This is a genomic window from Paenibacillus sp. EKM206P (assembly GCF_011066155.1).
Lineage (GTDB): Bacteria > Bacillota > Bacilli > Paenibacillales > Paenibacillaceae > Paenibacillus > Paenibacillus polymyxa_D.
The window spans coordinates 1-13193 of the sequence record NZ_JAAMNQ010000010.1 but is presented as its reverse complement, the minus strand read 5'-3'; the positions used below and the strand labels follow the sequence as shown (position 1 = coordinate 13193).

11 protein-coding genes and 2 pseudogenes are annotated in these 13193 nt (G+C 41.4%); 5 read left to right on the top strand and 8 right to left on the bottom strand.

The window, feature by feature from the left end:
- Position 1: 1 nt before the first annotated feature.
- Genes G9G53_RS18675 through G9G53_RS18665 form a run of 3 tightly spaced genes read right to left on the bottom strand, consistent with a single transcriptional unit; the run spans position 2 to position 3483 of the window.
- Positions 2-217 (bottom strand): nucleic acid/nucleotide deaminase domain-containing protein, encoded by a 216-nt coding sequence (locus G9G53_RS18675; RefSeq protein WP_165149550.1) that lies wholly within the window; start codon positions 215-217, stop codon positions 2-4.
- Positions 218-273: 56 nt separating this feature from the next.
- Entirely contained in the window at positions 274-744 is a 471-nt protein-coding gene (locus tag G9G53_RS18670) for a hypothetical protein (RefSeq protein ID WP_165149548.1), read from the bottom strand.
- Positions 745-753: 9 nt separating this feature from the next.
- Positions 754-3483, bottom strand: coding sequence for a contractile injection system protein, VgrG/Pvc8 family (locus G9G53_RS18665; RefSeq protein WP_238794845.1), 2730 nt, complete (start codon positions 3481-3483; stop codon positions 754-756).
- Positions 3484-3907: 424 nt separating this feature from the next.
- Here G9G53_RS18665 and G9G53_RS18660 point away from each other — a divergent pair, with 424 nt between their 5' ends.
- Entirely contained in the window at positions 3908-4426 is a 519-nt protein-coding gene (locus G9G53_RS18660) for a GNAT family N-acetyltransferase (protein WP_165149546.1), read from the top strand.
- Positions 4427-4922: 496 nt separating this feature from the next.
- Complete coding sequence (locus tag G9G53_RS18655) at positions 4923-5090, top strand: hypothetical protein (protein ID WP_017426816.1); 168 nt, start codon at positions 4923-4925, stop codon at positions 5088-5090.
- A 171-nt stretch (positions 5091-5261) separates the two neighbouring features.
- Here the strand turns inward: G9G53_RS18655 and G9G53_RS18650 are convergent.
- Positions 5262-5513, bottom strand: a pseudogene (locus tag G9G53_RS18650) (phenolic acid decarboxylase); the annotation flags it as partial.
- 200 nt (positions 5514-5713) lie between these two features.
- On the opposite strand from G9G53_RS18650, the gene G9G53_RS18645 reads away from it, so the two are divergent.
- The gene (locus G9G53_RS18645; protein ID WP_165149544.1) at positions 5714-7954 is read left to right on the top strand and encodes a carbohydrate binding domain-containing protein; all 2241 of its coding nucleotides are present in this window, start codon (positions 5714-5716) and stop codon (positions 7952-7954) included.
- A gap of 256 nt (positions 7955-8210) precedes the next feature.
- On the opposite strand, the gene G9G53_RS18640 is transcribed toward G9G53_RS18645, so the two are convergent.
- Positions 8211-8348: a hypothetical protein gene (locus tag G9G53_RS18640; protein WP_238437882.1), complete on the bottom strand. Its 138-nt coding sequence runs from the start codon at positions 8346-8348 to the stop codon at positions 8211-8213.
- Between the two features lie 246 nt (positions 8349-8594).
- Here G9G53_RS18640 and G9G53_RS26745 point away from each other — a divergent pair.
- Positions 8595-8687 (top strand): annotated as a pseudogene (locus G9G53_RS26745) (recombinase family protein); the annotation flags it as partial.
- Between the two features lie 33 nt (positions 8688-8720).
- A complete protein-coding gene (locus G9G53_RS18635; RefSeq protein WP_238437881.1) occupies positions 8721-9392 on the top strand; it encodes a recombinase zinc beta ribbon domain-containing protein in 672 nt (223 codons plus the stop codon).
- A 27-nt stretch (positions 9393-9419) separates the two neighbouring features.
- Here G9G53_RS18635 and G9G53_RS26225 read toward each other — a convergent pair whose 3' ends face one another.
- The 3 genes from G9G53_RS26225 to G9G53_RS18620 form a co-directional block, all read right to left on the bottom strand.
- Positions 9420-9707 (bottom strand): hypothetical protein, encoded by a 288-nt coding sequence (locus tag G9G53_RS26225; RefSeq protein ID WP_185156360.1) that lies wholly within the window; start codon positions 9705-9707, stop codon positions 9420-9422.
- Positions 9708-10136: 429 nt separating this feature from the next.
- Positions 10137-10655, bottom strand: coding sequence for a hypothetical protein (locus tag G9G53_RS18625; RefSeq protein ID WP_165149542.1), 519 nt, complete (start codon positions 10653-10655; stop codon positions 10137-10139).
- 3 nt (positions 10656-10658) lie between these two features.
- On the bottom strand, positions 10659-13193 hold a 2535-nt coding region (locus tag G9G53_RS18620), incomplete at its 5' end, for a polymorphic toxin type 43 domain-containing protein (RefSeq protein WP_165149540.1).

Below are 13193 nucleotides of genomic sequence, written 5' to 3'. Positions count from 1 at the left end.
TTCACTTCTCCTTTAACTTTTCAAGCTCACTAAATAGTTCAGCATTTCCTCGATCCCTTGAAGCCTTATCTCCCCCATACTCAACGCTATAGGTTACTTCTGCATGAGGAAGTTCATTAGCAAGTAGTTCTTTACAATTATGACCACCAAGAACACAAGGTTCTCTCTCAGTATAAACACGTTTGACTATATGTCTGCCCATTTTTTTCTGCAGCAATTTTATCCTCAATGAAAGGCACTAAACCAATCAAGGTATTACGGAATTATCACTAACTATTGGGGCAGAGTTGGTAAAAAAGGTCGCTTGTTTTCCAATTCAAACCACACTTCAATATGCTTACATAATGGAGGAATGTCTGCTATTGCTTGTTCACACAAAGTTTCATAACTATCTCCTAAAATCTCTTTTAAGTTATAGTTTACAGCATATTCATCACTTAATTTCGCTTTATAAACTATAACTGGCTCAATTATATAATTCTTATGACGTGTGTTATTGCTGACATTTATACACCATTGAAGTTTACCACTAAAAGCATTGATACAATCTTCTAATTGTGTATATACTTCATTCTTATTATGAAATCTAAAATAAAACCCCGCTGGGCGGTCATAAATATTATTCGGATTATACATTGATGTTCTATGCCATTCAAATGACCCTAGTTTTGAGATAGTATAAGCCATTAACTCAGGATACGCTACCTCTCCATTTTCCGAAAAATAAATACTTTTAGGGGACATTGTTCTCACCTACTCCAAAGATTGTGTACTTACAGACACCTTTCCACCATTTAGCTTATTTATAGTATTCATATAATCTTTAGCATGAATCGGTTGGTCACTTAATCGAGGATCATAGACATACTTACCATCAGAATACACAGTATGGTAGTCAAAACTTTTTGTTTCACCATACTCAGTAACTTTTATTGTCCCATATTTTTCTGATGATGTTATTGTAATAATTTTACCTCTACCTCCTGACGCGTGTGCTAAATCTTCTGCTATTTCTGAACAATCATATTCTAAATTCGATTTGTATCTAGCAGCATTGGAGGACATTTCATTAACGACAGATTTATTACCTACAACTTTACCCGTCCCCTCAGTTTTAGGAGGTTTCTCCTTGGGTTTGCCTGCTTTTGAAGGCATAACTTCTGATGCGTTCTCAATAGGTTCGGATGCATTTTTTGTGGTGATGCTCTTCTGATCTATTCGCTGTTGGATTCTCCTCACATTTTCTCTTGCGAGCCTAGCGTTCTCAGATGCCCCTTCTTTGCTCTTTTTGGAGAATTCATATTTAAGGGCTCTACCTTCACCACCTCGACCGTCAAGTGGCACTGGCTCTGCAAATATGTTTGCATGGCTCATCCATCGTTGTTCTTCTGGTGTGATGCCCTCTTGATTAGATAGAATCAAAAAATCTCCTGGATAGTTTTGTTTCCAGTCATCGTAGTATTTAAAATCTGGATTTCCATTCGCTGTACGAACCACCCCGTCCTCAGCACGGTAGCTTCCTAGCGGAATTTCAGGTCTGCGATTTTCTAATGAAGACCAATAGACATAATCTCTTAGAATTTTCTCATATTCTTCATCTGTAAGCTCTGGTGGTGCAGCTTCTTTTTTCGCTTTAAGGGCTTTAGCTCTAGCTTCTTTTTCTGCTTTAAGAGCAGCTTCAGCCCTAGCTTTTTCTTGTTCTTTATATTCCCTCAGCATTCTATCTTTAACACTTTTAGGTACCTGTTGATAGGCATGAACCATGGTTTTCGATGTTGTCAGCAAGTTTTGGATCAGCTCTAATCGGCTGCCGGAATGTACTATTTGACGTGCGCTCGTATACACTTTCCCCATCACTGGAATGGAGCCTAATAGCTTGGATACTGTCCCCATCATGGCATTCGCCTGTTGAAGCTCTGCTGGACTGGTGACTTTTGCTTTAGGGGTGGAGGCTTGGCTGCTAGATGAATCCTTGGCTGCTGACTGGGCTGCTTCATAGGCTTTGATGCTCATCAATGGTGGCTCAGGCACAGGAGGGAGGTCGGCTACGAAAACAGGTGCCTTCACCGTTCCTTCCTGATAAATCACTGGAGCTTTGGTATCCGTCTCACCATCCAGTACCATGCTACTGGCTCCGCCTTTTAAATACAGTGCCATTCCAGCTTCAAGTGAAAGCTCCTTCCCAGCATCGAGCTTCACGTGACCACCCTGAATCTGCACATTCCCCGGACTGCCGATCGTAATGCCGCTACCTTCATGTAGTGTAATGGAAAATTCACCGGAGGTGGATAGGGTCAGCTCCTGCTCAGACATTTCTACGCCACTACCTTGCACATGTCGCCATACCTTCACATTCGGCTGTCCATTCGCGTGGCGTTGTTGTTGAAGCGAATCCGTGACATAGGCATCCTGTTCGCGGTGGGTAGGCAGATACAATTCCACCTGTTCCCCGATTTCGGGCATATCGTACCAGCCGCTATGTTCTTCGGCAACATAACGGGTGGCTACGGGAAACCAGCACGCTTTGGCAGGATCTTGCTTCGGATCAATCTCTAGTTGAAGCTGTACAAAATCCTTCTGTACCTTGAGCACTGTTCCTGTCAGCGAAATTCCGGTGGCCTGATTGTTTTCATACCGGGCATAGCGGATATCTTGTTCGGCTTGAAGATCGTAACGGGTACGCAGCAAGCCATCCGCTAGTGCGGTCACTGCCCGAACGACGACCAGTTCTTTACCTTGTCCAATCGGTAACGTGATGAGGTCGCCCAGCGCATAGTATTGCAGGCTTTCGATCATATAGGTGACATATGAGTCAGCACGTTCGCCTGGTTTTTCCGCATCCAACTCATGAAACGTTTTCCGAACTCGATAAAATACATCCCGCTCTACCTTATGCTGCTTGCCTTCGGGCATCCCGAAGAAAACCTTGGGCGAAGCTGCGGTTACCTCTGGCACAAGTACGGAACCAAAGCGAGAAGCGAGGCGTTTTAAAAACGCCCAATCCGTCTCATCATATTGTAAAACAAATGTCTCTAGTTTGGCATAGTGGCTTACCGTATCAATGGCATCTCCGTACTGATATTTTCGAACCAGCGCAGTGACCAAATCATCATAGGTACGATGAATATCTTGATAGGAACGTTTTTTCAGCTTGATATCCATCTGGTATGAATGGGAAGCAGCCTCCAATTCAAAAGTATACACGCCTCGTACGCAGTGTACGGACATACGTGTAACAATCCCATGGAACAGCCTTCTCAGCGATTGTCCCTGCTCATCCAACTGACGAATCACAATCGGCTCTTGCTCCATATTTTGGCCGATACAAGCTGCTCCCTGTTCTTCGGAGAGCATGCCATTGATATGTAAAAAGGCATGATCATTAATGGCGCGTGTTATTTGAAGTTGTTCGATGTGTAATGGCTGAAAGGGACCATAAAAGCGTAGGCTTTCATATCCGATCCCATCTGATAATACACTCAAGTGAGTTCATGTCTCCTTTCTAGATGCGATGGGTATTTCTAAGTAAAGGACGTCTTCTTGAAATTGCTTTTGATTAAAGAAGCCGCAGATGAGTATAACAGTGAGTCAATATAAATATGTATAACAAGGTTTGTACGCTAAAAAGGGACGAGAGGCGATATTTAATAAACAACCCAGCATATGTATTTATCGGTTAAAAGAGAGATTTAGTTTACAGAATGAACCATTGGTTGGGGGATTTACTATGTTTATTTTTGGAAGTAGGAGGATGAGAGGGAAGTGTAACAAGAGTTAATATAGGAATATGGTAATACGCCACATGGTTTGCTATTTCGATGCTTTTCCATGCTGCCAAAATAGATACTTAAAACCAAAATGATACCCTATCCAAACGATCTAAATTTAAAAATAATGGAGTGATAGAATGATAAGAGGACTTGTACTTTTAACTGGTGGGAATATTGAAGATTACTTACCAGACTTATATGATTGGAGTCTTACTGAAAGCGAAAAAGAGCAACATACTTGCCGACCCATAATCGAACTTCCTCCATATAACAATTATAAAGAGAATGTACTGAAAAGGCTTGCAAATGGGCAATTAATATATATCTTGGTTGATAAAAGTAACGGTAATAAGCGGATAGGAAAGATACAGCTTTTTGACTATAATTCTCGAAATAAAAGTGCCGAGATCGGATACTATTTGCCTCTAAAACATAGAAAACAAGGATATGCGAATGTATTGTTAGAGCTATTTATAGATACCATTTTTGAACGTAAGGATTTGGAGTTGAACAAAATTTATGCAACGGTTGCAGCATGTAATCAAGCTTCTATAAAATTATTGAAAAATTCCATTTTAAGCTGGAGGGAACTTATCGAGAGCATTATTGGTTTAGTGATGGTTCGATATGCGATCAATATCATTATTCTTTGCTAAAAAGAGAGCATGCTAGCTTAGCTGAAAAAGAAATAGAAGAAAATTGAACTATTATTTTTAAAATGGAACGAGTTAATTTCAAGTAAATCCGTTCCATCCTCTCGACACACGTTGAGGCCGTAGTAAAGCTATGTCGAGTCGATATATAGAGGTGCTTAATTGTAGCTTCCTATGTCCTTTACGACTGGGGAAAAGTTTATAGAAATAAGGTATGGCACAACAAAATAAATGTTTCGATTTTTTTGGATTTAAAGTGGTTGGACACATCCGATGTATTTAACTGAAAATGTGAGTATTCAAGAGAGCGTCCTTAGTTTGGCGTTCTTTTCTTTGTACGCTACCTGTAAGAATTCCTTAAGCAATAAGGTTATTCCCTTCTGTGACGTGCAATCAACTTGCTGTGTTTAAATAAATACGGATGCAGGGAAGGTGAACCCCTTGGATAAATTTAAAGATCTGGAGAAATTGATTAAACTTACCGAAGAGACTTTCTGAGATGGATATTGTGAACAGACCTGAATTCTCGGAATGGGAGGATAAGCATCATTACAAGCAAGCATTGGAGAATGAAGCTTTGTACTGGCAGGGCATGAAGGACGGAGCACAGTTTGTATATGTTGTATTAGAGATGATGCTTCATGATGAAAAAGAGAAAGAAGAATAGCCAATGGAGATTAGATGGTTATAGAGAACATTAAAAAAGATGCTGGGCACCTACCAACCTGGTCATACCCCTGTCAAGTAGACAGGGTATGACCAGGTTGGTAGGTGTTTTAATTTGTCTTACGTTATGGGACACAGGCTCAGGCTTTTTAGTTCAATTTGTCTTGATTGACTATGCTTGCAACTTACCCGCACGAATATCATCTGTCATGCCCGCGTAAGGTGCCTGGGCAATCAACTTCTCGTTGTTCACACCTGCATTTTCAATGAAAGTAATATATGCGAATTCAGGAACTACATGCTTCGGATAAGTCTGATACTTTTCACGCGATTCTTCCATCAGAGGGATGAAATCATTTTGATAGCGTACTTTAATCTCTGGATGCTCATGCACCCATTTCGGAAAGAAAATAATACCATGCATGGTCAATGAAATGGCTGGATGGGTTCAGTATCGGAGAAGCTTCGCCGAAAGAATCATAAACTTTAAGTCGGTATAAGTCGATTAAATAATTAAGGGCTTATATATACACAAATTTCTATATTAGAACATACCTAGCAGTGAACTTAGGCCCAAGCGTAGAAGCCGTATCTAAAAATAGAATTCATTCCAGGAGGTAAGCTATGAATAAGAGAACAGGCTTTAGATTTTTAGTTGTAATTATGATGATTTATGTATTTACTTTTAATCTGGGTGTGGAAACTGTAAAGGCAAATTCCGTATATTATGTTTCTACAACGGGGAATGACATCACTGGAACCGGTACACTATCAAATTCATGGAAAACCATACAAAAGGCAGCAGATACCATGAAAACCGGAGATACCTGCATCATACGAGGTGGTACATACCGAGAAACAGTAACACTTCATACTTCCGGAACTTCTGCAAAACCCATAAACTTTGAGGCTTATACAGGAGAGAACGTAACGGTATCCGGTGCCGATCCGGTTACTGGCTGGAAAAATTACTCCGGATCCATCTATTATGCGGAAATGAAGGGTTCCCTTGGAACAAAAAATCAGATATTTGTTAATAAGCAAATGCAATTTGAAGCCAGATGGCCCAATTCACCAACACTTGATCCCTTAAATTTAACATATGCAACAGTTGATTCTGGTTCCACTACAACCATCAAGGATGGAAACTTAACTCAGGCACCTGGATACTGGGTTGGCAAAACGGTTTGGAGTGTTCCGGGAACAGGCTACAAATCTTATAAAAGTACCATTACCAGCTCAAGTGACGGCTCCATTACCTTTGATCAAATAGATACTGCAGCGACAGGCGGTAACAGCTATTATATTACTGGTAATCTTGAAGATCTTGACAGTGCGGGAGAATGGTATTATGACAGCATTACTGGCAGACTTTATTTATGGGCACCTGGTGGAGTTGATCCGAATACTTTGACAGTAGAAGCAAAGAAGCGGACTTATGCATTTGATTTAAGTTCCCGCTCTTACATAAATATTACCGGAATTAATATCTTTGCCTCCAGCATTAAAATGTCTAATTCCAATTACTGTAAAGTTTCTAATATGATTGCGGAATATGTCAGTCATGATTCGGATGTTACCAGACAATACAGTACAGGGATATTTATGTCCGGTACCAATAATGAGCTTAGAGACAGTACTTTGACCTACAGTTCCGGTAATCTGGTGAGTATAGAGGGAACAGGAAATAAGGTAATTAATAATCTTATTCATGAAGCAAATTATTCGGCAGCGGATATTCCGGCAATCTATCTATTGGGGGCAAACCATCTAATCAGTCATAATACGGTATATAACGCTGGGCGTCATCTGATATTTATGCCTACCCAAAACAGCCAGATACAATATAATAATCTGTACAATGCAGGAAAGCTGACAAAAGACTGCGGAATACTCTATGAATTTGCCTGGGATGGGCAAGGGACGGTAATTCATCATAATTACATCCATGATAATCTGGCAAAGAATTATTCCGGCACTGGTATCTATCTGGATAACGGTAGCAAGGGCTATACTGTGCATCATAATGTTGTATGGGGAAACTATACAGGGATAAGATTGAATACACCCAGTAATTTTAACCTGATTTATAACAATACCACCTACAGTAACGGAAATGTAGGATATTGGGGAAGTAATTTTCAGTCAGATATGTACGGCGACAGAATTTTCAACAATATCTTTACTACTACCTTTACACTGCCTGGTACTCATATAAAGGGAAATAATATTACCTCAGAAACCAATCCGTTATTTGTGAATCCCACAGCATATGATTTCAGGTTGCAGTCTACTTCTCCAGCTATTAATACAGGGGTTGTAATATCTGGAATCACGAATGATTATGTTGGTGCGGCACCGGATATTGGAGCATATGAGTTCGGTGGAACTGACTGGACTGCCGGGCATGATTTTTCTTCACCTCCGGACCCGGTTTTTGAGAGTGTCAGCTTACTTTATGTTAATAACGTAAGGCAATCTGATTTCGAGAAAGGGATAATCTCACCATGGGCAGCAACATATTCAGATACTGCTGCAAGTGTATCGGTACCAAGAAGCGGCTCTAAGAGTGTTAGATTGGGACCCGGAGAAGATGGTATCGAGCAGGTACTTACGGGGCTAAGTCCTAATACCAGCTATATGTGTACCGCCTGGGTTAAGGCAGACATAGGAGAGCGGATTCAGATTGGCGTTAATGGCTTTGAAGGAACGGATGCATCCGCAACATCTGACAGTACATCCTGGACAATGGTAAACATTCCTTTTACAACCGGAGCAGGCGCTACCAGGGCAACAGTGTATGCTTACAAGAATCCTGGTACAGCATATGTTTATGTGGATGATTTTGGGGTAGTTGAGCAATAAATTATTTTACTGGTTTTATGTTTGACAGGATTGTCAGAAAGTCAGAAAAACCAAGACTGCCTTGGGGCAGATGGATCAGGAGGGACACTTTCAGTAGAAAATACTTCCAGTGGACAGAAAGCTCGATATGTTGTCTCTAGTATGTAACCATCTTCAAATGAAAAGCTTTTGCGATAAGGTTGTACATCTGCCATCATCGGCAGAACAGGTGTGAAATTGGCGTTATCCAAAATTTCCAGCTTCGTATCAAAGAACATTAATCTGTCCCGACCTTGATTTTAGGTAAAGGAAGAGCAAGCCGGATACTTGTCGGAATGCCTGTTTCATAGGTAGCTGAGCGTTCACCTTCCTGCTTATCTATTAGACCAACCGAAGCGAGCATAACTTTGCTCAAGATTGGTAAGTTCCCGCACATGTAATTGAAGTTCGTCCAGACGGTCAGTAATTTGGTCCATTAACAACGGCAGAGAATCAAAAAGATCTTTTCCCACCCAAGCGAAACCATAGGGAGGAAGGTCAATCGACAGATGTAAATGCCTTTCTATAGGTCGCTTGTTCGGGCGCTCCATGGCAGGTTAATGGACCTCTACCCGAATTAGGAACTGATCATAAAACTTCAGACTCTTGACCGACTGTAACAATTGAACATAAGGGACAAGAGCAGCAATATCTTATAGAGGATAACCACGAACCAATTGTATCCAAAGAAATATTTGAAGCGGTGCAAAAGGAGAAGAAACGGAGAGCCCAGCTGAAAGGGAGTGTGATGGGGGAGAGTAAAAGATACTCCAGCAAATATGCACTGAGCAGTAAAGTATATTGTGGATGCTGTGGAGCCATTTTTAAACGCCGAACCTGGAATAGCAATAACCCATCCAAAAAAGTGGTATGGCAGTGCAAAACGTATGTCAATGAGGGTAAAACAGCATGTGATGCCAAATCGGTTGATGAGCAAGTTTTACATTCCGCGTTTGTACGATTGTTCAACCGGATGTATGAGAACAAGGAAAGATTGATTAAAACGCTGAAAGGAAATATTGTATCGGTACTTTCCAGCAGAGTAGAGCAAGAAACACTATTGGACATTGAAGGAAAGATGCAACAATTGAAATCCGACTTGAAGGAATTAGTGAATCTTAAGCTACGGAATCAGATTGATGAGATTGTATATGATGAAGAAACGAACAGACTTTCCAGCGAGCTAAACGAGCTACGGCAACAGATGCTGATATTAGAGGAGGAAGAGGATCAGAAGGAGAAAACCAAGGAACGAGTCGATGAGATTATTCAACTTTTGAGCTCACGGCAAGATATACTGGAACAATTTGATGATAACCTATTTAATGCGTTGGTGGAGAAGATAACCGTTCTCTCACCAGCGCATTTTGTTTTTACCTTGAAAAGTGGAATGAACATAGATGAAATTATTGGGGATTAATATTACATTGTTAGATGAATTGATGGGCTAACGAATATTTGTGGGTTGTATGACGGGAAGGATCAATCGAATCCCGTCTTTAACTCCTTCTATATAGATGGATTGCTTGTCCTGACTTAGCTGATAGCCTATAGCTTCTTCCCATTCGGATAGCAGACGTTGAATATCCCCGTTTTGGTTGGTTTTGAATCGATCCATTTTGGTAAATAGATTTTTATCCTCTGATGAAAATGAAGCCTGTTGTTCACTAGCGAGTTCTAACTCATAAAATCGTTGGCGTAACGCTTCTTGAAACCATTCTGGCCAATCTGACATAGCATATTTTCCCTCCCGTAGTTGAAGTGCGTGTATGTTAACTCTGATGGGGAGGGATGGCAAGTCATTTTTTTGCGTAGGGATGTTGAATTATCTTTAAAAGTATATTTTTCATTAAGAGAATTTTTGGTTTATACATAGATTTGAATATTGAAAAAATCCCCATTTAAGTAATGAGTATAACAAAAAATAGGTCAATCATGGTAGTATGTGACCATAATCGACCTGTCAATGTAACGGATTAGCGTTATTTGGGTTATAAAAATAAAGCATCTAATGTTCGTACAACCGAAATGTAGGAATCTTTATACGGGTATTACAAGGGTTAGATGTATTATTGGTTGAAAGATGGGTTCATTCGGCACTGGGTAGCCCCTACCAAAGAAAAAACCTTGAAAGGCATAAAGCCAATTAAGGTTTGAAAAATAACTACTTCTGTTCAATGTTCCTTAGTATCTTTCTTACTCTGTGACGTAACTTTTGTGAAGCCCACCGTGCATTCACAATTTTAGATAAGTAATCCACTAGTTCACTTTGTTTAATTAGAGACAATTCTTCAAACCAATTTAATGCTAGCTCTACCCAATAATCTGATTTTTGTTCAAAACCAATTTTAACAATTTCGGCAAAAGGGAAGACGTCCTCTAAATTAACAAATATCTTATAATTTGCTAAGGCTTCCCTTAACGAGTTATGGACTGTTTTTCTTTGTTGTTCTAATAGTACTAACAGGCGAAGATATTTCCAAGGTTCGTCTAGTATTCTTATTCCTTGGTTCTCGTTAATAACCCATTGAGCATCAGTGGATAATCCAATAGTTGGATTATGTTCCCCAATTGTCATAAGTGGAATCCACTTTACCGTTATTTCAGAGTCTACTAGATGGGTAATTATTAATTTGTCGGATGGTACTTGACTTTCAATTAGTGCTTTCAATTGATTGTTCATGTTTTATCTACCCCAAATCTCATGTTTTACAGGCAATCCATAGTTCCCCACTACCTCTTCAAATTGTTTTCTCACCTCAGGAGTCCAGTTCTGACCATAGTGACCACTATTCTCAGTAGTTAATATTTCTCCATTCGGCCCTCTACTAAATGTACCACCCACTACAGTTTTACCATCAGCATTTATTGTTTGAGCTAACTTTTGGTGTGGTGAACCAGTAAAGGAACTATTGTTCGGTTTGCCAACAACGAAAGTATTCGTTTTAGGGTCAAACACAAACTCAATTCCTTCTTTTGGATAATAATTTTTTATGGCCTCTACAGATTTAGAAGAGGAGTTTACCCCAAGTACACCAGAAGTCGGGCCTGAACCTTTCCAAGTAGGAACATTACCCGTCCCCTCAGTTTTAGGAGGTTTCTCCTTGGGTTTGCCTGCTTTTGAAGGCATAACTTCTGATGCGTTCTCAATAGGTTCGGATGCATTTTTTGTGGTGATGCCCTTCTGATCTATTCGTTGTTGAATTCTCCTCACATTTACTCTTGCGAGCCTAGCGTTCTCAGATGCCCCTTCTTTGCTCATTTTGGAGAATTCATTTTTAAAGGCTCTACCTTCACCACCTCGACCGTCGAGTGCAAACGGCTCTGCTGTTAGGTTTGCATAGCTCATCCATCGTTGTTCTTCCGGTGTGATGCCCTCTTGATTAGATAGAACCAAAAAATCTCCTGGATAGTTTTGTTTCCAGTCATCGTAGTATTTAAAATCTGGATCTCCATTCGCCATACGAACCACCCCGTCCTCAGCACGGTAGCTTCCTAGCGGAATTTCAGGTCTGCGATCACCTTCTAATGAAGCCCAATAGACATAATCACTATAAATTCTCTCATACTCTTCATCTGTAAGCTCTGGTGGCGCAGCTTCTTTTTTCGCTTTAAGGGCTTTAGCTCTAGCTTCTTTTTCTGCTTTAAGAGCAGCTTCAGCCCTTGCTTTTTCTTGTTCTTTATATTCCCTCAGCATACTATCTTTAACACTTTTAGGTACCTGTTGATAGGCATGAACCATGGTTTTCGATGTTGTCAGCAAGTTTTGGATCAACTCTAATCGGCTGCCGGAATGTACTATTTGACGTGCGCTTGTATACACTTTCCCCAGAATCCATTTGCTATAGTAGGCATGTCTCGCTTGCTCATGTTCATACTGAGTGATTAACCCTTGTAATGCTAGACCAGCCAAGTGTTTCAACGGATGAATGCCGTTCCCCTTACTGCCTCCAACGGTAGGGGTTCCTTTGCTCCGAACAGGGATCGCTGCGGTTGCTCTCAGAATCACACCTCCTGCAGGTCCACTTAGCGCTCCTGCAACAACGCCAGCCACTTTTCCCATCACTGGAATGGAACCTAATAGCTTGGATACTGTCCCCATCATGGCATTCGCCTGTTGAAGCTCTGCTGGACTGGTGACTTTTGCTTTAGGGGTAGAGGCTTGGCTGCTAGATGAATCCTTGGCTGCTGATTGAGCTGCTTCAAATGCTTTGATGCTCATCAGTGGCGGCTCAGGCACAGGAGGGAGGTCAGCAACGAAAACAGGTGCTTTTACCGTTCCTTCCTGATAAATCACTGGAGCTTTGGTATCCGTCTCACCATCCAGTACCATGCTGCTGGCTCCACCTTTTAAGTATAGCGCCGTGCCAGCTTCGAGTGATAGTTCCTCGCCTGCACCGAGCTTCACATGACCACCCTGAATCTGCACATTCCCCGGACTGTCGATGGTAATGCCGTTACCTTCATGAAGTGTAATGGAAAATTCACCGGAGGTGGATAGAGTCAGCTCATGCTCAGACATTTCTACGCTGCTACCTTGCACATGTTGCCATACCTTCACATTCGGCTGTCCATTGGTGTGGCGTTGTTGTCGCAGCGAATCCGTTACATAGGCATCCTGTTCGCGGTGTGTTGGCAGATACAATTCCACCAGTTCTCCTACTTCAGGCATATCGTACCAGCCGCTATGTTCTTCGGCAACATAACGGGTGGCTACCGGAAACCAGCACGCTTTGGCAGGATCTTGCTTCGGATCAATTTCCAGTTGAAGCTGTACAAAATCCTGTTGTACCTTCAGCACCGTTCCTGTCAGCGAAATCCCGGTGGTCTGATCGTTTTCATACCGGGCATAGCGAATATTCTGTTCAGCTTGAAGGTCATAACGAGTACGCAGTAAGCCATCTGCTAAGGTTGTCACGGCTCGAACCACGACCAGTTCTTTGCCTTGTCCAATAGGTAACGTGATGAGGTCGCCTAGTGCATAGTATTGAAGGCTTTCAATCATATAGGTGACATACGAGCCAGCACGTTCTCCCGGCTTTTCCGCATTCAACTCATGAAACGTTTTCCGTACTCGATAAAATACATCTCGCTCCACCTTATGCTGCTTGCCTTCTGGCATCCCGAAGAAAACCTTGGGCGAGGCTGCGGTTACCTCTGGCACAAGTACGGAACCAAAGCGAGAAGCGAGGCGTTTTAAAAACGCCCAATCCGTCTCATC

Bases quoted from the DNA above. Each gene is read 5' to 3' on its own strand.
- G9G53_RS18635 (WP_238437881.1), top strand. From the start codon at position 8,721: ATGGGGGAGAGTAAAAGATACTCCAGCAAATATGCACTGAGCAGTAAA.
- G9G53_RS18660 (WP_165149546.1), top strand. From the start codon at position 3,908: ATGATAAGAGGACTTGTACTTTTAACTGGTGGGAATATTGAAGATTAC.
- G9G53_RS18645 (WP_165149544.1), top strand. From the start codon at position 5,714: ATGAATAAGAGAACAGGCTTTAGATTTTTAGTTGTAATTATGATGATT.
- G9G53_RS18670 (WP_165149548.1), bottom strand. From the start codon at position 744: ATGTCCCCTAAAAGTATTTATTTTTCGGAAAATGGAGAGGTAGCGTAT.
- G9G53_RS18655 (WP_017426816.1), top strand. From the start codon at position 4,923: ATGGATATTGTGAACAGACCTGAATTCTCGGAATGGGAGGATAAGCAT.
- G9G53_RS18625 (WP_165149542.1), bottom strand. From the start codon at position 10,655: ATGAACAATCAATTGAAAGCACTAATTGAAAGTCAAGTACCATCCGAC.
- G9G53_RS26225 (WP_185156360.1), bottom strand. From the start codon at position 9,707: ATGTCAGATTGGCCAGAATGGTTTCAAGAAGCGTTACGCCAACGATTT.